Genomic DNA, 22224 nt, shown 5'->3' with positions numbered 1-22224 from the left:
CAACGTTCGTGACGATCGCGAGCCGCCCCTCATCCGCCGTGAGACGCGCGGAGTTAAATCACTGATTTGCCCGACGACGAAAGCGGAATGTTTTTTATGCGAGGGCTGGACCGGGCAAATCACGTTGGATCTGCTGGCGAATTTTCTCTCCGTCATTCCGGGCCTGCGCCTTCGGCGCATCTCGGAATGACCGAGGGCAATTTCTCAGGCCTTCGCCGTCCGCGCAAAGCCCCAGGCGGCGATGGCGGCCATCAAAAGCGAGATCAGCACGTTGTAGCCGGCCAGCGAGAGGCCGAGGAAGCGCCACTGCACCTCGTCGCAGCGGATGACCTTCACAGTATCCAGCCGCTGCAGCAGCGTGCCGGCGCTGCCGAGATTGCCGACCGGCCCGGTGCAATCGGTCGGCCCCTGCCAAAAGCCCCATTCGACGCCGGCGTGGTAGGCGCCAAGCCCGGCATTGCCGAGCGCCGCGAGCACGAGGATCGCCAGCCCTGCGAGCAGCAACGGCCGCGGCGCCCCCTTCGCGGCGACGAACGCCACCAGCGCCCCGAGCGGGACCGCGAGATAATAGGCATAACGCTGCTCGAGGCAGAGCGGACAGGGCAGGATCTCCAGCACAAGCTGGAAAAACCAGGCCCCTGCCAGCGTCGCGGCCGCGATGACAGCCACGGCCGCCGACGCCGTCAGCGCCGGATTGGCCGATCTACGTGTGGACAGCGGATTGGCGGTCGCGAGCGTCACGGCTAAAGCTCCTGCAATACCAAGGTGGTATCCCTTGGACCCGCCGCTGTCGAGCCGCGTTCGAATCAAAACCGCGCGGGTTGACCCAGACACCCCGCCCGCTATATTCCGCCGGCTTCGCGACGCCAGCCCAACCGGCTGATGGGGCGAATGCCCCTGTGGCGGAACTGGTAGACGCGCTCGACTCAAAATCGAGTTCCGCAAGGAGTGCTGGTTCGATTCCGGCCAGGGGCACCAACCAGGCTGTTCAAGCCCGTTCTAAAGCGTCCGCAACCATCCGCGCGCTTGCTCGAAACCCTTGAAAAATAGGCACTTCCGCGTACATCGGTGTTCGTCACCGTTTGTTCTCGTCCGATCCCAGCCATCCGATTTGTTGCGCGACAAAGCCAAAGACCTGCTCAAGGCAGACAAAGACCCGAGCACCGAGAAGCAGCTCGACAAGCACAGGCAGGCCGCCTCCCGGCCTTTCGAGCAATGGGCCGACGAGTGGCTCGCGAAGAAGAGGGTGGAGAAAGTCAAACGCGGCAGGATCGTCGCGGTGCGCGATCCCAAGACCATCGGGGTGCTTGAGCTCCGTGTCGGCTACCTCAAGGATCGCTTCAGGCGGCCTTCACCTCTCCCGCAAGCGGGAGAGGTGAACACGCGGACGGGCCGATTCAACCAAAACGCATCGCTCTAAAATTTCCGCTTCTCCTCATCGTTCAGGAGCTCTTTCTCCTGATCGGTCAGGTCACCGTGACCCAAAACCTGCACCGCTCCGTTTGTGTTGTATGTCTGCCGCCCCTGCATTCTGCGCGAACGCTCGTCGTCGCTGCTATCCGGCGCAGCACCATCACCGCCACCGAAGCCGAGGAATTCGACCATGATGATCGAGGGCCGGTCCGTGGTGCCGGGCGCGACGGGCTGAACCTGTTGCGTTGCCGCAGTCAGGTTGTTGCTGGTGGCCAACGCCGCGACCGGCGGCGCCTGGATCGTCGGCACGCCTGTCACCGTGCCCTGCGCCGAGATATTGGCGGCGTTGATGATGGCCAGGGCTGAGATGTTGATATTCCGCCCGCTGATGCCCGCCTCGCCCACGTCGATGGTGCCGAGCGGCGCATGCAGGTCGATGTCGCCATCATCCACGCCAGGGATGGCGCTGCGTGCCGAGATGCCTGCGCCTGCCTTCGGCACGCTCGGGGCCAACGACACGTGGCCGTAGTCATCCTGCCGGCGCAGCGGCGGGGTGTAGCCGATGGTGGTCTTGGCGCCGCGGCCGGCATTGATGTCGCCTTCCGCAGACCAGGCGAAGATGTCGTCGCCAAAATTGGTCATGATGCGCGACAGGCCGAGCAGGATCGAACCTTGCGAATACATCTGGATGTCGCCGCCGAACTGCGTCATCACACCGGCATTGGCCCCCGGCACCACGCCCTCGACGCCGACCACGATCTGCCCGCCCGGCACCAGGAACTGGATGTCGCCGCCATGCTGCGTGCGCACCGAGCCGTCGCTGGTCGCGGTGCCGCTGCGCGTCGAGAACATGGTAACGTCGCCGGCATACGAGATCGGATTGCCGTTTGCATCCACATCCGGGAACAGCGCCGTGATCGCCTGCCGCCCGCGAATGTAGGAGCCGAGACGGGTACTCTCGATCTGGCCGGTATATTCGCGGCCGCTCTCGCGCAACTCGTTGAAATAGATCGTCCGCAGGAAGATCTGCTGCTGCTCCGATGCAAGACCCGCGAAATAGGCGCGCGCCTCCTCGTCGCTCGCGGTCGCAAAGCCGTAGCGCTGTTGCAGCCACACGGACAATTCCTTCTCATAGGTCTTCGCGACCTTGCCCGGCTGGTCGAGGAGCGGTGTGCCGTAAACCGCGAGATTGGCCGGATCGAGATAGATCAGCAGGCCCGCATAGTTCGGCTCCGCCGCCGCCGTTCCCGCCGTGATGGCGATCGAGGCGCCGGGACGGCTGTCGCCTGTGGCGATCGCGCCGAGCGAGACGATCGAGCCCTTGTCGCCTTGATACAGGCTGCCGCCCGCCTTCACGTCCAGCGTGCCCGGTCCGGCGACGTTGACATTCAGATAGTAGATGTTGCCGCCGGCCTGGATCACCGACACGTCATTGTCTTCGGTGTTGAGGATGAGGCTGGGGGTAACCGTGGTGATATCCAAGCCCAGGTTGCTAACGATGCCGGCGCGGCCGAAATTGACGATGTCGCCGCCCGCAATCACCCGTGCCGATTTGGCGGCGAAGTAATTGGTCAGGTTGACGTTGCCGCTGACATAGCGGCTGGCCTCGCCCAGCACGGCATTCACGAGATCGCCGTTCACTGCGTAAACGCGGATCGGATCAGGGTCGCCATTGTGCAAGGTCAGGCTGCTGTTCGACTCCATCTCCCAGCGCGCCGGCGGCAGCTTGCGCACCGAATCGTAGTTGCCGGCGCCATAGATCGAGTCCATGGCCAGCAGCTCGAGTGAACCGTAGCGCGAAGCCTTCAGACGGAAGGCGACCGGCAGCAACCCGCCGCGACTATAGTTGTAAATACCGCCATAGTAGATACTCCCGCTCCCGGCCACCGCGGAGAAGATCGGCGGCAATTGCGCATTGTATGTCTGACTGCCGTTCTGCGTCGTCAGGTACCAGTTCAGCGAGCCGGAGTTGAGGCTCGCGGCGGTGATCGGCGTGATATTGCCGCCGGCGGAGAACAGCGATACCGAGGTAGTGTCGGTCCAGTACGCGGCGGTCGCACTCGCGCCGATGGTCCCCAGCGCCAGATCGCCTTGCGCCCGAAGCGAAGCAGCGCCGTCGCCAGCCACCACGGTGATCGCGCCTCGCGGGGTCGCCAAAGCGGCAGAGGCATAATCGACTCCGCGCGGATCATCGATCTCGTTGAAGCCGTAGACCAATTGCAGCACGCCGATGGCGCCGGCGTTGATGGTGAGATCGCCGCGCAGGGCGGTGAAGACGCCGTTCAGATCGGGATTGGTATCAAGGCCCGTCGCTGAACCCAGCACCGCGTTGCCTTTGGGATTGAGGCGGCCGCCGATGTTCACCGTGACGTCGCCGCTGACGGCCGCGACGGCCAGCCCCGTGCTGCGGTACATTTGGTTAGCATCCGTCGTCACGGCGACCACCTGGCCGGCATCGCCGCCGACGTCGATGGCGACCCGGCCGCCGCCCAGCGCGCCGAAGCCGGTGAAGCCGTCGTAATAGGCGGCGGTCCCCTGGTTTCCGGTCAACCAGTTGGTGATGAAGGAACTGGCCCGCGCGGCCGGGCTGATATCCCGGGACAGGATTTGCCCGGACAGGTTGCCCTGCGCCTTGATGGTCAGATCGGCGGAATCATTGCCGCCCGCGCCGTTGGTGGAGACGTTGTAGATCGAGCTTTCGCTGATGCTTCCGCCGGCCAGAAGATCGAGGTCGCCGGAGCCGGTGCGCAATACGCTGGCGGCCGGCACAGAGGTCCCGGCGGCAGAGATGGTGTGATAGTCGCTCAGCGTCAGGTTGCCCTTTCCGGCGAGCGCGCTTTGCGCCGTCAGCACACGGGTGGAGGCTGCGGTGAGATCGGCGCCAGAGACGAGGCGGATCGAGGCTGTCTGAATGCCGGTCAGCGGCGTCGCGCCCTGTGATGCGGCGGATTGGCCGGCGGCGTACGATGTGGTGAGCACCGGCAGGCTAATCCCACTTTCAAAAATGCCGTTAAATCCCAGGAAAACCGTTCCAGCGGGAATTGTGTCACCGGGGTGGAGCGTGGTGTTTCCAGAGGGACCAGTCCAGAAAACTCCTCCCCAACTGAGATTCAGATATTGATAAAAGGCATCATTGGGAATCTGCCAGTCTTCCGTAAAATAATACGGGCGTGAAGTTTCATCGGCATAATAATCAATTCCCGCACCTAGCCCATAGGGATCGCCGTATGAAAAAGTTGAGCTGGTTGTGATGTTTATAGTTTCGCCATATGTACCCGGGACTGCCTTGTAGCCATCCGACACACTTCCGTTGATCGTGAGATTGCCCTTGGCGCGGATCGTGAGCGCCATCGGCTCGCCGGTGCCGTCGCCCGCTGCATTCGGCCCATAGCGGTAGCCGCTGAGATCGATGCCGCCCGAGCTGTCGGACTGCGTGGGAGTCGACACCGTCAGGTCGCCGTCCGAAGCGATCTCCACGCCGGGCCGCAGATGGAAGACGGAGGCATTGTTGGTCAGGATGCCCGCGAGCTTCGTCTGCAGATTGCTGTTGAGCGCACCGCCACTATAGGCGTTCGCCATGAACGCGGTGTTCGCGGCGTCGTAGGTATCGAGCGTCGCCTGCGTGACCGTGCTGCCGCCCGGCAGCGTATAGGTCCAGAATGCATTGAGCACGATACTCTTCGCACCTTGGATCGAAACCGGCGCGGAGGCGGCGATCCGCACATCACCGCTCGTCTCCACCGTGCGCGGGGCATTGAGCGTCAGTTCGCCATAGGAAACGCCATCCGGCGTCGAGAGATCGAATTTCGCGCCGTTGCCGAGGACCAGCGTGCCGCTCTTCGTGGTGAGGTCGATGGTAGCGCTGTTGTTGGCCGCGATAGCCGCACCGCTATTGTCGGTATCGAGCGCCGTGGCGTGAGCATCGAGCGTGCCGTTGATCATGAGATCGTCGCGCGCGGCGAGGATGATGCTGCCGACGCGCACACCGCTGGCATCCACCGTGCCGTTCACGGTGAGCTTGCCGCCGTCGATGGAGATCGACACGTCATGCGCCTTCACTGTCTGGCCCGACGCGATGACGAGATCGCCCTGCTTGAGATCGAACGAACGGCTTTCGGTGAAGCCCGAGCTATCGAGCACATTGTTCAGCCCGGCGAAGTCCGCGCTGAGATTGGCCGGAGCGCCGATGGTCTGCGCGCGGAGGTCGAATCTGCCGCCGCGATAACTGTCGCCACCGCTGGCGTTCAGTGTGCCGCCGAGGCGTACCCGACCGGCCGACGACCCTGTCGCGGTGAGCGTCAGGCTGCCCGCGTCGTTGTTCTGCGCCGAGACATCGATGACGGAGCCAGCCACCTGGGTAATATCTCCGTGCGTGCTTTCCAGCAGCACGTCGCCACCCCAGCTATATTTCGTCACGTCGAGCATCGGCACCGGCTGGCCGGCCAGATTGAGCCGGCTGTTGCCGCCGAGCACCATGTCATCGGTCGCCGTGACGGAGAAGCGTCCGCTGGGCAACCACACGGCGGAGTCGATCGTGACCGCGCCGCCCGAGGTGATGGCGAGGGTGGCGCCGAGCGCCGAGGGCTTCGCCGCCGAAGGCGTCGCGCCAGCCGGCAAGACGACGTTGACGTCGCCACCCGCGCGCACGGTCAGGATTGATCCCGCCTCCCCGGTGAGCAGCGGTGTGACGAGGTTCAGCGCGCCGCCGCTGCCGACATAGGTTTTGGAATCGAAGCCGCCGGAGGGATTAGCGCCCGATGCATAGACCGATAGCGTACCCTTGTTGTTGGCGACGATCCTGTCGCTGGCGTTGAAGGTGACGGCCGAGAAGCCGAGCATCAGCCGGTCCAGCGATGCCGTGGCGTCTGGAAAGCTGCCGGCCGTATAACCAAGGACAATGTCGGTGGCGTTGACGGTGAAGGTGCCCGAACCGGTGCCCTGCCCGCTGGCCGCGATCGCGCCCGGCGCGGCGCCGGCGATTCCATTCCATACCAGGGTGCCAACGTTAAGGCTGGCATCGCCGCTCGCGGCGCCGTAGATCGCCGGCGTCATCAGCACCAAAGTGCGGTCCGCGCCGAAGTCGAAATCGATCGCACCGTAGAAGTTGACCGAATTGCTGGCCGAGAGGGTGAGATTGGCAACGTTGGTCAAAAGGCCGCCGAGCCAGCCGGGATTGAGGTTGAGCCCTACCGGCAGGCTCCCCGCCGCCGCCAAGGATGCATCGGTGCCGACGTTGATCGAGGACGCTGCAAGCGCCAGCGTCTTGGCGGCGAAGTTCGGCGTCCCGGTGAAGATCGGGTTGGTCCTGGCGATGAAGCCGATGGTGCCGTCCGTATAGAGCCCCACCCTGTCGCCGATAGTGATGCCGCCGGCATAGGTGCTGTTGGCGGAATTGAGCGCGATGTCGCCGTTGGAGACGACGAGCAGAGAGGCATTATACCAGGAGTCGCTGGCCACGTTCCAAAAGGCGTAGCCGCTGGAGGAATCCGGGGCCTGCACACCGTAGCCGCGCGTGTCGATCGTCGCCGCGTCCTGCAGCGTGATCACATTGCCCGCCAGAAACACCCGGGCGCCGCGCAGCGTCACCCTGCTCTCGACGGTGACGGGATTGGCGCGCCGCGTGGACGTGGCGGCGTCCAGATATCCTCCGCCCTGGAAGCCGATGGCCGGTGGCGTCGACGCTGACTCATAAAACGTGGGGGCTCCTCCGAGATAGAGATTGGGCGCGCTGAAGGCCTCGATCGACGAGGCGGACACTGTTGTCACGGTGGTGGAGCGCAGAGTCGTGCTGCCGTCGGCGACGATCTCCAGCATGTTCGGCGTGTTGGGGTCCGTGACGGTAACCAGCTTCCGGTTGGAGGCCGTCATCAGCACCAGGCTGCCGCCGTAACCTCCATCCGCGGCCGTGAAATCGGCATCGCCGGCGAAAACCAGCGCCCGATCGCTGCTGGTGCCGGACAGGAGCGCGCCGAGGTTGACGGTGAGGAACTTGCCGTCCGCCTCCAGCAGCGGGCGCAGTGTGCCGAAGGTCGCAGCCTGAGCGAGCTGGAAGGCGCTGTAGCTGGTTTCGTTGTACTGCGAATAGGTCCGTACCGTCGTGCCGGGGGTGACGATCACCTGCGTCGCCAGGGAGTCCCGGATGTTGGTGTTGGCGACGCCCTGATAGCCCGCCACGACATATGAGCCGTTGCCGACGCCGGTCGCGCCCGATGCCATATTGATGCCGGAGCCCTTGGTGCCGATCTCGACGCGGAAGGCACCAGGCAAGAGCGCGTAGTTCGCGGGCAAGAGTCTATAGGTGCCCGCCGGCAGCCCTGGCACGCCGTCCGGGATGGTGATGGTCTGACCAGCCGTTGGGGTCGAGCCGGTCCAGGCGGAATTAGATCCGCCCCCGACCGGCGCGGTGACGACGCCGGGCGCGATCGCATAAACCTGATTGCCGGAAGCGCTGTAGGCGTACGCCGGGTTGGCGTTGACGAGCGGCGTTGCCAGCACGTCCACTGATCCGCCGCGCCCCGACACGAAGCCCGCTCCCGGCAGCGCGCCGCCACCGGAGAGGTCGAGGCTCGCGCCTTCATCGCCCACCACGCGGGTGCCGTTCACGGTGACGCCCTGGGTGTAGTTGCCGCCGCCAACGCGATATTGCCCGGTCAGCAGGTTGACGGTAACCGGCGTCGATCCGTTCACCGTCCAGGTGACGCCGTCAGTCGTGCCGCCATAGGGCATGACGAGGCCCTTGGCACTGACCGAAGTGATGGAGCCGGGGAGAAGCTCGGTATAGGAATCAGGATCGGTGGTCAGCGTCGGCACGGTACCGATGATGATGGAGCCGAGGGGCGCACGCACCACACCGCCCTGGTAAACGGTCGGCGCCAGCAGCGAGATCGCACCGAACACGGAATATGGCAGATCCGGAACGACGCCATCGATCGAGGAAATCGTCAGCGTGGCGCCGGAAAGATAGGTGTAATTGATGCCGTCCGTCGTCAAACCGCCGGCGCGCACGAAGGTGTTGGCGCCGGAGACGGGATAGACCTGCTCGGCCGTGAGTTCGATGTTCCCGTTCGCGGCGACGAAGTTGGTGATCGCGACCGTGCCGCCAGCCATCGCGGCGCTGCCCGCCATCGTGCCGGCCAGCAGGCGCAGGTCGCCGGCGCTGGTCAGGCGCGTATCGGCGAAATGGGTGGTCATCGTGTTGCGTATGTCGATCTGCCTCGCGCTAGCCGCGAAATCGGCGCCGATCGTGCCCGCAATGGAAGCCGGCAGCTTTGACGGCATCGCCGTGCTACTGGGCAGGCTCACGGTCGTCAGGCCGTCGAGCAAGAGATAGGGCGCGTTCAGGCTAACCGCGCCGCTGGCGGCGGCGTCATAGATCGCGCCGCTCGCGAGCGTGATAGCGCGCCCGGCGCTCAGACTGACGTTGCCCTCGAAGACGATGGCGTTGCGGGCGCCGAGGCTGACGCTGTCGAACCCACCGGCCATGATGGCATTGGCGCTGACGCCGCCCTGCCCCACGGTCCGCTTGACGGTGCGCGGATCGACCCCCGCCGGCATGGCGCCGGGCACGCGGGACTGGCCGATGGTCAGGGTGCGACCGACCTGAACGGCGGTGGACACGACCGAACCGTAGGAGCCGTTGGCAAAGCCATAATACGGCGTCTCCATCATCAGCGACAGCGAGCCGCCGGCGGCGCCGCTCCCGCCTGAGAAGGCCCGCAACGTGCCCTCGACAAGGATGCCGTCATAGGACGATAGCGAAATCGAGCCGCCGTTGCTGGCGACGAGGGTCGGCGTGCCGGCGAGACCGGAAAAGCCCGAGGCGGCGCCGCTCGTCACGTCGATAATGGCGCTGGCGCCGGAGGCGTCGAGCAGCGCACCCGGCTGTATGAGAATGAACGCATCGACTGCCGGGGCGATTCCTGCGTCGTCGTATGTGCTGGACCCCAGCCGGCCGAAAGAGATTGCTCCACCGTCGGGCACCGCGCCGTAGCGGCGGCCGCGCGAATCGACGGCCGTGTAGGCCCGCGCCGACACGTCGAGTACAGCGCCGTTGCCGATCAGGAACGATGTATAGACAGGGCCGCTGTTGCGGACCACACCGGTTCCCAGATAGGTCTCGATGAGGGAAATCTCACCGCCGTGGGCGACGATGCTGCCCTCGACTGTGATCTGGCCGCCGCTCGACAGCGTGACGCTGTGACCCGGATCGACCTCGATCGACGCGCCCTTGCCGATATACACCCAGCCGGCGCTCGTCGCCGAGCCCGAGACGAGGTTGGTGGTGCGCGACGCCAGAGTGAGATCGGCGCCGCCGCGCTGAGTCAGCGTCGCCGTGGCGGGGGTTTCAACGTAGAGCGGTGGCGTCCACAATTCCATTGCGGACGAAGGATCGGCGCCGGTCGGCATGCTGTAGGCCGCCGTATCGAACCGATAGACCGGCATCGTCGGGCGCAGCGTCGTATTGTCGGCGACGACCAGGCCGGCGCCAGCCTGGATATTGTAGCCGGAAAAGCCGCTGCTGAAGAGATCGGGCGAAAGATGCAGATAATTGAACGGCTGGAAGGAGATCGCAACCGGCAGCAGGCTATTCTGCGCCAGCCGGTCACCGGCGTGGAAGGTGACATTCGAGGGCGCGACATCGCCGGCGTTGAAAACGGTCGGCCCGGTGACATCCAGCCCTGCCGCGCCCACCACCGTGACCAGACCGGCCTTGAAGGTGATCGCAGATATGAGCTGGCTTCCGGCCGGAATGGTTCCACCCGAGCCGTTGATGAGAGTGGTGAAGCCTCCACTCGGATTCCGGTATCTGTAGCTGGACAAGGTGCCCAACCCGCCCGGCGCCACGACCAGATTCGCGGACATCGGCAAAGGACTGCTGGTCGTAGCCGAAAGCGATAGGTCGTCGGCCAAAACCCCCGCTGGAATCGTCTTCGTCACGAGCAGGGTCGCGGAAGCCGGCAGCGGCGCGCCCGCCGGCCAGACGACATCCTTCGTCAGGATCACGTCAACCGGGAGAACTTGGCCGGCCTCCATCGACGTGCCGAGATCGTAGCTCGCATCGCCGATGACGATGACGGTGCCGCTGTCCAGCGTCAGCGTCCCGCCCTTGGCGACGCCGGTGGAGCGCACAGTGCCGTTCAGGATCAGGCTGCCACCGGTGCTGCTGGCGTTGGCGACGCCAGGAGCCGCGGTATTGGCGATCAAGGTGATGTCGCCGCCGGCGCCGCCTCTCGTCTTGCCGTTGGCGAGGATGGCCCCGCCGGACGAGGCGTCGATGCGCGACCCGGCTTCGAGCGTCACATTGCCGGCCTTCAGCGTGACGTCGCCGCCGTCGACGAACGCGAGACCTGAGAGATCGTTCGGATCGATGAGCGCATTGGTCCACAGGCCGCGTGTGTCGATCGTCGCGCCCCGCCGCAGCGTGACGGATGCCAGGGCGCTCGCCGGCACAAGCGGCGTGATGACGGTGTCGCCCGTCATGGACGGCACGTTCAACGTGTTGGTCAGCGTCACCGAACCGCCACGCGCGGTGACATTGGCGCGGATGTCGATTGTCGGGGCTGCGAGGTCGAGGGATCCGCCATCGGCGAGCGTGAGGTCGCGCTCTACCGTGATGCTACCACCCGTAGCCAGATCGAGTCCGCCGAGAGCCTGCTCCTTAAGTCTCTCAGCATCCAGATAAAGCGTTCCTTTGCGGTCCGCCGGAAGCATAGAGGTGGCTTCGAGGCTTCCCGTGCTGTCCACTACCTCCCCGACCACAATCTGCGTATCATGGACGCCGCTGCGGCCGAGCGAACCATAGGCGCCGACAAGAAGCTGCCCCGCCTGGGCCACGTCGTTCTGTGCGGCCTTGTAGCCGTCGGCAATGCCGTCTGGCCGTGCGGTGAACTGCCGCTCGCCCTGGACGACATCGGCAAGAATATCGCCCTCGAAGATCGCGGTCGGCGTCGACAGGATCAACTGGCCGGCGTCGCGGCCGACCGTGTAGCCCTCTTCCCAGCGCACGCTCTCGCGGCCGCGGCCAAACGGGCTGGTCCAGACCTCGGTGACGTTCCAGCGGTCGTGCTTACGGATGAAGCCCTGGCCAAGGCCATAGAAGGTCATGTCGGCGCGGGCGTCGTTGATGTTGTAGAGACGGCCGTCAGACCCGAGGAAGTTCGTGGTGCGAATATAGCCGGCCTCATACCGCACCGAGCCGCCGGAGATATCGAACACCGATCCCGTCTGCGCGATCATTTCCCGCGCCGACAGCGTGATCGTGCCGCCGACCGCGCTCCATTCCCCGATCGTATGCCTGGTGTTCGCAAGATAGCCGCTGACCTCGAGCAGGCCGCCCGGCGTATAGTAACGATCGCCCTGGTAGCGGCCCGTGCCCGACGGCACATAGATCAGATCGCGGATGTCGACCCAGACGTTGGCATTCTTCAGCGCATTGCTGTCGCGGTTCTGCGGCGAGTCGCGCAGCTCATTGCCCTGGATGTTGACCAGGATATTGTTGGCCGACATCGCCAGCGACACATTGCGCACGCCGGAGACATCGATCGTCGCGCCGCTCTCGGTGAAGATGCGGCCGGCCGCCGACACCGCGACCTGCCCGCCCTGCGCGATGGTCAGCGAACCTTGCGACGCGCCGCCCTTGAAGATCACATTGCCGCCGGTCACGATCTCGATGCGCGACTGATCGAGACGATCGGCGAGCAGCGACAGATTGTTGAACTGACCGAGGGAGGCTGTTGCCCGCATCAGGTTCGCCTCCTCGGAAGCCGCGATCAACCCGTCACGCTGGCTGTCGAGTGCGGTCTCCTCGCTCTCGAGCTCGGGGATAACAGTGGTGACGCTGTCGGCACCAAGCGTGATGCTGCCGCGCGTGTCGGTCGCCGAGTTGAGGAGGTGAATGGTGCCGCGCGTATTGACCGAGGTCGAGGCGACGAGCGTGCCATTCTGCTCAATGGTGCGGCCCGCCAGCGTGATGTCGCCCTGCGCGCTGAAGATCATGCCGTCATTTCGGACAAGGCCCGCGACGCTGTTCGTGCGGATGACCGGCGCGATCTCGTTGCCGCGGGTCGTGGAGAACTGGTTGGCGTCGGTGCCGTAGCCGCGGCGCAGCACGAAGTCGTCGCCGGCCGCGAGCTGCGTCTGCCCGAGCGGGGTCGTAATCGTGCCGAAGTTCTCGACCTGACCGCCCATCAGCAGCACGAAGCCGCCGCCTTCCGTCACTTTCGCCGGCGCGTGCGTCGCGATCTGCGCGCCCGCTTTCACTTCGACCTTGCCAGCGCCCTCGCGGAGGCCCAGGAGCTCGGCTGCGTCCGTGAAACTCGGCATCCAGGTCGAGCCGCTTTGCGCCGAGTAGATGCCGTTGTTAAGGAATTGCGTGTCGGAACTCTTCGCGGTCGAGGCGATCAATGCCCCGACATTCACCTGGCTGGCACCGCCGAAGATGATGCCGTTCTGGTTGATCACATAGACCGACCCGTCGGCCTTGATCGAGCCGAGGATCTGGCTCGGCCTGCCGTCGGCGCCGAGCACGCGGTTGAGCGCGACCCAGTCGCGATTGCCCTGCTGATCGAAGGTGAGATCGGTGCGGGCGCCAACATTGAAGGTATCCCAGGTAAGGATCGCCTTCTGCTGGGTCTGCCCGATATTGACCTTGACGCGATCGCCGTCCGTGAACTGCGTCGGCAGGTTCGCCCCCTGCCACAGATTGCTGCCCGGAATGGCACCGGCTGCTCGCTGCAGTCCGCCGACGCCCAGGCCGTTGGGGATGGAGGACGCGTTCGATGCCGCCTGGGCTGCATCACGGGCCGCCTGCTGACTGGCCTGCTGCGCCTGGATCGCCAGCGTCGCCCGCTTCAGCGAGTCTGAGGATTGGCTTGCGGCGCGAGCGGCTTCCTGTTGTGCCGACTGCGCCGCCGCAATCGCCGCCGCCGATGGTGTCGGCGCCTGTCCGCCGAGAGGCCTGGCGTCGACCTTGGATGCTCCCGCGAACAAAGCGGCGACGCAGACGCCCGTCATGAGGGCACGTTGCGCCGCCCGCCAATGAGAACCCTGCGCAAGAGGAGCAGATTGGGACGACATCGACGGGCGGATAGACATGAAATTTCCTTCGGGCATCAGCAAGTGGATCCGCTGGGGAGATGATGCCGACGGCTTCATCCGCACCCTCTCACTGGGTTGACCGACGCCGACGGCCCGACCCGACATGCCCCGCGCGATTTTTTTGCTGGCCGGATTGCTTCGAGACGACTTCTCGTCAGCTCACCAGCACAATGCCGCCCGGAAGCGTCGTCACCTCGACACCGAAGACTGCCTGAAGCCGGGGAACGACTTCGTCGATCCGGCTGATGCGGAACGTGGCGAACACCGGCCGGCGGCCGAGTTCCGCGCGCATAAGGACAATCTTGCCGGCCCTATACCGATTGACCTCTTCGATCACGCGAGCCAGCGGATCGTTGCGAAACACAAGCAATCCCCGCTCCCACGCCGTCACGGCGTCGGAATCGACATCGACTGCCGCACTCAGATTGCTGGCGGTGTAGACGATTTGCTGACGCGATCGCACCGTCACCGCCTGCCCGAGGTGTTCGACCCGTAGATCACCTTCGAGGCAGGTGACACAGACCGAGGAGGGATCGTGGCGGATGTTGAAGCGTGCGGTCTGCGCAATCGTTTGGCCCTGCGCCGCCACAACAATAAAGGGTTTCACGCCCTGGGGGGCCGTTGTGATGGCTGCCTCACCCGCAACAAGCTCGATGCGATCAGCCCGGCCATCCCTGTTATCCGGCGAGAGAACAGAGATGCTTGTTCGCGTGTTCAGCTTGATCGAAACAGTATCGTCGAATGCAATCTGCTGCTGCTGGCCGATACCGGTCCGATAGTCAGCCGTCATCTCCGGCAAGGAGGGCCAGAGATCGAGCGGTGGCCGCATGACAGCATAGCCGATCGAAGCCGCGGCAGTGGCAAGCGCCCCGCCGAGAAAGGCACGCCGACCCGTCACCCCGCTCGCCCCCCGGAAGTCGGCCGCCTGCAAGGACCTGCTGATCCGGCTCGCCGACTCCGTCGCTGCCGGTCGAAGTTTGTCCCAAAGCAGATTTGCCTCGGCAAACGCTTGACGATGGGCCTGGCTCGTCTGCCGCCAACGGTGCAGCGCCTCAGCATCCGCTGTCGTCGCTTCGCCCGATGTCAGGCGCATGACCCATTCATAAGCCTCGCGCTTTAGTGCGTCTTGCTCGGCTATGGGGTTCTCAGGCTTGGTCATGTCACTATGTTATGGGCATCGCGGTCACCGCTCCAGCCACGCATGTTCCCTATTATGTGGACGGTTCTGACGGCGGCGAGCCGAACCGCGACGGCGAAATTCTGCCGAGCCGCTCGGAGCAGTGTTCCAAAGCGCGCTTCAACTCCCTTTCGACCATACGGGTTGAAATGCCGTATCGCGCCGCAATAGCTTTATGTGGGATCTCATCGAGCCGCGCGGCGATGAAAATCGCGCGGCACCGCGGCGACAATTCGTCCAAAGCTCGAGCCAGCGTAGCGATCTCCGAACGGGATTCAGTGAAGCGTTCCGGATCGAGTTCGTCGTCGTCGAGATGACGCAGCATCTCAACCTCGGACAGCGCAAGGCGCCTGCGCTCCGCGTCGCGGCGATCCGCGGCCACGTTGAGCGCAACCCGAAACAAATAGGCGTCAGGACGGTTCAGCACGCCGGGCTCACCGGGCCGTTGCAGCCGCAACCACGTTTCCTGCAGAGCTTCACTGGCAAGATCTGAGGAGCCCAAACGACGGGCGAGGCGGCGTTTCAGCTCCTCATATCGGTCGACGAGCAACGCGCGGAGTGAGTCCCAACTCATCTGCGTCACGGCGCCAGCCCCTGGAGACCGACACTGCAATCCTCCGCCTCGTGGCGCGGCAAAACGACGACCGTGGTGGGCTGCGGCAAATTGGCCGGCGGCGGCACATCAACGACGACCCGCATCAGCAAAGCCGACAAGGCCGCGTCGCGATTGATATCCCCGGTCGAGCCGAGAATGCCAACCCGGGTCATCTCGCCCGACGGGCTGACCCAGAGCCGCGCGGCGATACGATACCCGCCGGGCCTGGTCTCGCGAAGCTGGCAGAGGACACGTGTGACAGCCGCCTGCAGCGCTGTGGAGTACTGCGGAAAGCGCGGAACGCGGCTTGTTACAGACCTTTCCGGCGTGCCCGGAACAAGTGTGAAGGCGTTCGGGCCCATAGCGCGCGGAATCAATCCCGAGCCCGCGAGCAAAGCCCGCAGCGCCGCCCCTGGTGTCAGCATCCCGAGGACACTTGAAGATTGCCGATGCGCGAGGATCTCCCTTGGAACGAGCACTTCGATGCCTGTAACGGAGCTGTAGGTATAAAGAGCGTCGGAAAGCGGTTGGCCCGGAATATCGAACGCGACGGGCGCGGCGGACGAGCGGCGGTCCTCGCCGCCCGATTGGGCAGCGACCGGCAGTAGTCCGATCATCAATGCAAAGACCAACGGCGCTGCCTGGCCAAGCCAGACGCCGACAGTCCGATCCGGTTTGAATTTGCGCTCCTGCTGAATCATCACGTACTGTCCGTCCGTGCGGTCCAGGACGGCAGTTTCAGCTTCACCAACGCCTGACGATCTGCCCACCGACGGAAGATTCAATCAACAAACATCGGCACAGAGTTCGAGCCGACAAGCCCCAAGGTTACGCTAGCGGCGCCACATTACGGTTTGACGACAGAGCGACCATTCCTGGACCTGCACAGGACAGGTATTTCCACACCTCGACCAGATCGTCATCATTTCCGTCGCGTTCATGTGCCGCGACTACTTCCGGCATCCTGCGCCCGAAAATCATCCGGTGGCTCGTCGTCGCCTCGACCAACAAGTAGATAGAGAGCCTGGCGGAGTGTTCCGAGCCTTCAGGTCGACTTCGTCAACCAGAACAAAGTCGTCGGAAGCAGTATCGCTCGCCTGGACGTTCGCCGCTCGTGACGCCGCGGTCGGTGGGCTGGCGCTGGCATAAAGGGCGCTCGGCAATTTGAATGCTGGAGAATTATGGTGCCGGCTCGGATAGTAGAGGTGGTATCCCGGCAATGGCGGCGTCCATTTGCCAGCGCTCACGCGATGCCATCGCACAAAAACATAGCGCAGCAAACAAAAGCGTAGGCTGGCTAGAATTGGTCCTCGAGTAGGTTGAAATCGCGGACATGCAACCATCGCGGTGTTTTTGTGCGGACAACGAAAGAACGACTCGATTTTACTTTAGGAACGATTCGATCTGCACCTCTGAGAATGATTCGATTTCTCCACCCAATTGAATCCGCGATAAAATTCGCGGATCGGAGGCGCAGCGGCCCGCCCGAGATGGGGTGGGCCGCTGGAGCTTGAGCGTCAATCGAGCGCTTGTCCTCGCGTTTCGGGGACGAGGCAGACGACAACCACGAACGCTACGCCAGCGATGATGACCGGATACCAGAGCCCGAAGTAGATGTTTCCCGAATACACGTTCATTGCCGTCACGACGAACGAGAGCATGCCGCCTACCCAACCCGATCCGATATGGAATGGAAATGAAAGTGAGGTGTATCGGATGCGGGCCGGAAACAGCTCGACCATGAAAGCGGCCATTGGCCCGTAGATCATCGCCAGGTAGAGCACGAGAACGAACAGCAATGCGATGACGACAGGACGATTGATAGCCGACAGATCCGCCGACGCTGGCAAGCCTGCGGAAAGCAAAGCTTGCCTGGTTGCTTCTGGGTTGAAGCCTTGGATCTCATGCCCCGCTATCTTGACGGTCGTCGGAGCATTCGTCTCGGGCACAGTCGACCTGTATTGAACTCCAAGGTCCGTCAGGAAGCCCATCATCTTATCGCATTCGGTCATTGCGTCGGCGAAGAGACGGAAGTTGCAGTCTCGTGCCGTGACCACGACGTCCGCCGTCTCAAGGAAGCGTTCGAGAGCCGGGTTTGCGTAGTGGGTCAACCCTTTGAAGATTGGCTGGATCGTAAGCGCGGCGAGCAGGCATGCCAATGCCATGATCGGCTTCCGACCGACGCGATCGGAAAGCCAACCGAAGAAGATATACAACGGCGTGACCAGGACGAGCGCCGGGCCGATGAGCAGTTGCACTTCTTCCGTCGGAACTTTCAGCGTCTTGTTGAGGAAAAACATCGAGTAGAAGTGACCGGTGCCGAAGATCGCGCCGAGGCCGGCGGCAACCACGAACAGAAGAGCGATGTACTTCAAGTTCGACGCTTGCGAGAAACTCTCGATGATCGGCGCTTTGGAGGTCGCGCCCGCTGCCTTCATCCTTTGAAAGGTAGGCGATTCGTGCAGCTTCGCTCGAAAGTAGACGGAAATCGCGAGCAGCAAGAAAGAGAGCAGGAACGGCATTCGCCAGCCCCAGTCCCGGAACTGCGCCTCTGAGAGCGAAAGCTTGAGGCAAAAGACGACGGCGATCGAACTCAAAAGACCCAGCGTTGCTGTCGTCTGAAGAGAGCTGGTATAGGCGCCACGCTTGTGCACCGGAGAATGCTCCGCGACATAAGTGACGGCCCCGCCGGTCTCGCCCCCGAGTGCAAGTCCCTGGAGCAATCGGCAAAGCACGAGTCCGACGGTGGCAGCAATGCCGATCTGTTCGTAGGTCGGCAGCAAGCCAACGCCTACCGTTGCGAATCCCATGAGAAGAATCGTCACAAGAAAGGTCTTCTTGCGTCCGACCATGTCTCCCAAGCGACCGAAGAATTGAGCTCCTATGGGACGGATGACAAAGCCAGCCCCGAACGTCGCAAGGCTTGCGAGGAAGGCGGCGGTCTCGTTCCCTTTCGGAAAGAACAAGCTACCCAGCTGAACCGCGAGCGCGGCGTAGATGTAGAAATCGTACCACTCCAGCAACGCGCCGAACGAAGAAGCCAGGACGACCTTCTTCTCCTCGGCTGTCATAGCGGACGTGGATCGCTCCACGCCGACGCCTTCGAGCGTGCTCTGCATTGTCCCCTCCAATTTTGCTCACTCCCTATTTTGGGATGTATACTGAGGATATCATATTTATGATCGACCACAATCCAGAAATCGAGACGAAAGAATTCGCGAAGTAAGACGCATTTTCCGTCACGTTGCGCCAAAATTAGCCATCTTCAGGTGAGATTTTAATCAGTATACTGACGCCAAGGCGAGCGCCCCAGATAGAAAAAAAGCGAGCAGTTTATAGTGGTCCGTCGCGTAGCCGAGCGAAATCGCGCGCTGTTCGTCTCGCGTATCGACCTGAGAATTTCGCCGAAGGGCGAATCAGCGATCCGGTAAACGACGTCGAGCGTCGAGAATATCTCTTGCTTCGCTGGACAGAAGGCGATGTCCAGCCGAGCGATCTTGTCGGATGTCAGCTGACTGACGCCTCTGCCCTGAAATGCTATGCGCCCCCAAACGCTTGCCGAGACGATTATGCGCTCGCACGGAATTGGCGTTGCCATTGCCAGCAGCCACGGCAACGCTTCAGCGTTTAAGTCGCTCGCACTAAACCGAGATCGAGCGATCGATGAGGGACAACGCCTCGTCCCTCGTCATTACGGACGCGTATTTTTGTTCGATATCGAAAAGGTTCGCTTCGTGCGGCCCAATTGCGCGATCACCCACGCAGTCGCGCAAGACGAGCGGACGAAACCCAAGGGACATCGCATCGACGACGCTTGCGCGCACGCAGCCGCTCGTCACGCATCCCGCAACGAGGAGGGTACGTACGCCCCGTTGCGTCAGCCAAGGGGCCAACGACGTCGCGAAGAACGCCGAAGGCACTGTCTTGCGGACAACAAGCTCGCCGGGCGCCGGAGCGAGTTCGGGAACGATCGCGCTGTTCGGGTCCTCCTCCTTCAAGGTCAACAGTCCGGGCACTTTCATCGCGAAGACGTTGGCGTCGCCATCGTCGTCCGCGAAGACGATCCTGGAGTGCGCGACCGGCCACTTTTTGCGTCGCGCTTCCCCCAGCAGCGCGACCGAGCTTTTCATCGCATCCGGAATGTTGCCGCCGCCGAACCGATCGGGATCAAGGAATCCACACACGAAGTCGACGAGCAGCAACCCGTATGGAGGGGCGACTGTAAGGCCGCTCCCAAACCCCTGGCGCTGGTAGACCGCGGTGTCGTTGCTCATTCGGCCGCCTGCTGCACCGGACCGCCGTCCAGGACCTTCCCGCCTCGCACGACTTCTTCGCCATCAAGCTTGATCGTGCAATTGCGCGCCGGAATGTCGATGTGGCATGCGGTGGTGCGGCTGCCGCCGGCTTCGTTGTTCGGCCCGAACGAAAAGAGGAAATTGCCCTCATACGCGCGCGCATCCATGCCGATGGTGGCTTCGCGATCGTACAGTCCAAGGGTTGACCATTTCGCACGCGGCTGAAGTCCCCATCCGATGTGAGACATCGCATAGGCGTCCGGATCGTTGTACGACGCCATATATTCGCGCAGAATCTCGGCGTCGACGCCGCCCTCGATCTTCGTCACGAACCCTTTTTCGATCGTGAAATGGATCCGCTCCTGGATGTAGGACTTCATCGGAAGGACAATATCGCCCTTTTCGAGCACGATCGTACCTTCAGCCTGCCCTTCGTTGGCCCAGGTCAGCGCAAAGCCGCTTGGCCAATGATCCCAACGGCCAGGCTCGTCGACGAAACCGTACTCACTGATTGCGGGAAACTGACCGAGACTGAAACGAACGTTCGTGCCCGCCGGGGACGTGACATGCATCTCCTTCGCTTTGCCCAGTTTGGCACTTGCCGCCATCACACGCGCCCGGTCCGCAAGCGTAGGAAGCATACGCACGAGAACTTCCGGCGGCTCGACGGCCAAAAGGATCTTGGTGCCGGACTTGAGGATGTCGTGCTGCTCCGGCGAAAACAGGAGCGTCATGAGATCGAGCACGAGGTCGCTCTCCTTCAGCGCCGCGATCGCTGCCCGATTTCCCGTCAGGGGTGTGGTGCCGAGATAGGCAAGAGAATCCCGGCTCAGGGCTTTCTCGCCGTTGACGGGGAGAACGTCGAGTCGGTTCACGGTCGCCCCCAGCGACGCGGCGGCAATGATCGCCGTCGACATGGTCTGGGGATGCGTCGATGCACTGGTTAGAACCGTGACGATTTGCCCAGGCTCCAGCTTCGAGAGCGTGAGAACCTGCTTCCAGGCTTGGATCAGATCATGGTCGCTGACTGACATCGGTTGTCTCCTTGCTTCAAAGATCCAGTTTCGCGCCGAGAAAATCGCCGAAGGAAGCATAGAAGCCTTCTTCGTCATCCCACGGAATCATGTGCCCGGCATTGGGAACGCGCTCTACGTCAATGCCGGCATTCAACGAACGGATTTCGTCGATATCTTCCTGGCGGATCACATCGCCACGTCCTGCGACGATCAAACGGGCCGGGACTTCGATCCGCGGTAGATCCGCATGGATGTCGTCCGAGTGGAAGCCCTCGAAACTCGTGCGCACCGCGCGCTCGTCGCATGTGTGCAGCCACTCGGCCCGCAGACGTAGCTGTTCATCGGTCCAGGTCGGGCAGAAAGCTCGCATTGCTTCCAGATCGCAGCCCTTTGTCGCCAGCGCGATGGAGTCGATGTACCATGGCAGCTTGGACGGGTAGCCACGGCGCCCCGGCCCCGAAACCGGCGGGTCGATCAAGACGAGGCGGGCCAGCCCTTGCGGCTGGGCGCGAGCCGCACGAATCGCAATCCGCGCGCCCATCGAGTGACCGACGACGGAATATCGCGCCCACCCGAGCGCGGATGCGAACGCGACCAGGTCCGAGGCTTGGGCGTCGAGACTGTAGTCGAGCGACGCCGATGCCTCCGAAAGGCCCCGCCCCCGGATATCGACGATGTAGGTGTCGAACGCCCGGCCGAAACGCTCGCCGACGAAGCCCCACGTGACTGCCGGGCTGGTGATACCCGGCAGGATGATCACGGGATCGCGTTGCGGCTTAACTCCACCATAGCGGAGGTAATGCTGCCTGATCCCGTTGGCCTGGACGTTTGCGCCGTACAGAAAAGCCGTCATGCTTGGTCGCGCCTTGTTCGGACTCAGTAGGCACCAGAGAGGAGTGCGCCGGCGCCGGGAATCCGGGTGCTCAGATCCAGGGCCTTCAGCATCGCGTAGGTCGTGGCGACGGCCGCGGTGACGACCGGCTTGCCCGTGCGCGCTTCGACTTCGGCGATGGCCGGAAGCGACGGCATCTGGACGCATGCCGAGAGTACGATCGCATCAACGCCGGAGTAGTCCATTTCCGCGACAATGCCCGGGAGCTTCGCCGGATCATGGCGACCGACTTCAATATTGTCTGGGATTTCCAGAGCTCGCGAATCCGAGACCTTAACCCCTTCGTGCTCGATGTAATCGATCACGAGTTTCGTCAGCGGCTTCATGTAGGGAGCCACGACCGCAATCTTCTTTGCCTTCAGCACTTTTAGCGCATCCACGAGCGCCCCGGCGCTCGTGACCACGGGTGCAGGAGCGCCGTTCTCGACCGTCCTGCCATGCAGCCTTTCCTGAGACACCCGATGATACGATCTGCCCATGCTCATGATGGCGACGAGGCAGGCATAGCCGAGCACATCGACGCGCGCGTCCGAGAGTTCGAGCGCACATCGATCCGACTCAGCATCCATCGCGGCGAGCTCTTCCTTCTTCACTGTCTTCATGCGCATCCGACTGGAGTGATAGGTGAAGCGCGTTGCGTGCGCGATCGCATGCGCATTGAGCATCGCCGGAATTTCCGTCTCCATGGTCGTGTTCGAGCTGGGGACGATCTGTCCGATGCGGATAGGCTTCTGCATGTG

At 63.2% G+C, this 22224-nt stretch carries 12 protein-coding genes, 1 tRNA gene and 1 pseudogene; 3 read left to right on the top strand and 11 right to left on the bottom strand.

The genetic code is table 11. From position 1 onward, the window contains the following. Positions 1-190: hypothetical protein (locus K288_RS54495; protein WP_027579440.1), on the top strand; the 190-nt coding region annotated here is incomplete at its 5' end. 14 nt (positions 191-204) lie between these two features. On the opposite strand, the gene K288_RS0110130 is transcribed toward K288_RS54495, so the two are convergent. Next, entirely contained in the window at positions 205-741 is a 537-nt protein-coding gene (locus tag K288_RS0110130) for a disulfide bond formation protein B (protein WP_051334460.1), read from the bottom strand. A 152-nt stretch (positions 742-893) separates the two neighbouring features. On the opposite strand from K288_RS0110130, the gene K288_RS0110125 reads away from it, so the two are divergent. Together K288_RS0110125 and K288_RS0110120 are read left to right on the top strand one after the other, a co-directional pair. After that, a tRNA-Leu gene (locus K288_RS0110125) sits at positions 894-978 on the top strand. A 136-nt stretch (positions 979-1114) separates the two neighbouring features. Next, positions 1115-1420: a hypothetical protein gene (locus tag K288_RS0110120; RefSeq protein ID WP_027579438.1), complete on the top strand. Its 306-nt coding sequence runs from the start codon at positions 1115-1117 to the stop codon at positions 1418-1420. Here K288_RS0110120 and K288_RS45170 read toward each other — a convergent pair. The 10 genes and pseudogenes from K288_RS45170 to K288_RS0110060 form a co-directional block, all read right to left on the bottom strand. After that, positions 1417-13506 carry a filamentous haemagglutinin family protein gene (locus K288_RS45170; RefSeq protein ID WP_210164429.1) on the bottom strand — a complete coding sequence of 4030 codons (12090 nt, stop codon included), beginning with the start codon at positions 13504-13506 and terminating at the stop codon, positions 1417-1419. The two genes, K288_RS0110120 and K288_RS45170, sit on opposite strands and share 4 nt — an antisense overlap. Before the next feature lie 157 nt (positions 13507-13663). Continuing rightward, a complete protein-coding gene (locus K288_RS0110105) occupies positions 13664-14668 on the bottom strand; it encodes a FecR domain-containing protein (protein WP_027579437.1) in 1005 nt (334 codons plus the stop codon). 52 nt (positions 14669-14720) lie between these two features. Then, positions 14721-15260, bottom strand: coding sequence for a sigma-70 family RNA polymerase sigma factor (locus tag K288_RS50475; RefSeq protein ID WP_084799543.1), 540 nt, complete (start codon positions 15258-15260; stop codon positions 14721-14723). A gap of 5 nt (positions 15261-15265) precedes the next feature. Next, the gene (locus K288_RS45165; protein ID WP_051334457.1) at positions 15266-15982 is read right to left on the bottom strand and encodes an STN domain-containing protein; all 717 of its coding nucleotides are present in this window, start codon (positions 15980-15982) and stop codon (positions 15266-15268) included. 816 nt (positions 15983-16798) lie between these two features. Further along, positions 16799-18400 (bottom strand): MFS transporter, encoded by a 1602-nt coding sequence (locus K288_RS0110090; protein WP_043159555.1) that lies wholly within the window; start codon positions 18398-18400, stop codon positions 16799-16801. 180 nt (positions 18401-18580) lie between these two features. Then, positions 18581-18717 (bottom strand): annotated as a pseudogene (locus K288_RS54670) (branched-chain amino acid ABC transporter permease); the annotation flags it as partial. Positions 18718-18922: 205 nt separating this feature from the next. Next, the gene (locus tag K288_RS0110075) at positions 18923-19483 is read right to left on the bottom strand and encodes an N-carbamoylsarcosine amidohydrolase (protein WP_201449657.1); all 561 of its coding nucleotides are present in this window, start codon (positions 19481-19483) and stop codon (positions 18923-18925) included. Between the two features lie 68 nt (positions 19484-19551). Next, positions 19552-20688, bottom strand: a complete 1137-nt coding sequence (locus K288_RS0110070) for a 2,5-dihydroxypyridine 5,6-dioxygenase (RefSeq protein WP_244443115.1) — start codon at positions 20686-20688, stop codon at positions 19552-19554. Further along, positions 20627-21445, bottom strand: a complete 819-nt coding sequence (locus tag K288_RS0110065; RefSeq protein WP_027579431.1) for an alpha/beta hydrolase — start codon at positions 21443-21445, stop codon at positions 20627-20629. Before K288_RS0110065 ends, K288_RS0110070 begins: the two co-directional genes overlap by 62 nt. A gap of 23 nt (positions 21446-21468) precedes the next feature. After that, entirely contained in the window at positions 21469-22221 is a 753-nt protein-coding gene (locus tag K288_RS0110060) for an Asp/Glu racemase (protein WP_027579430.1), read from the bottom strand. Between the last annotated feature and the right edge of the window lie 3 nt (positions 22222-22224).

The organism is Bradyrhizobium sp. Ai1a-2, assembly GCF_000426245.1.
Classification (GTDB): domain Bacteria; phylum Pseudomonadota; class Alphaproteobacteria; order Rhizobiales; family Xanthobacteraceae; genus Bradyrhizobium.
This window is presented reverse-complemented; position numbering and strand designations above follow the sequence as displayed.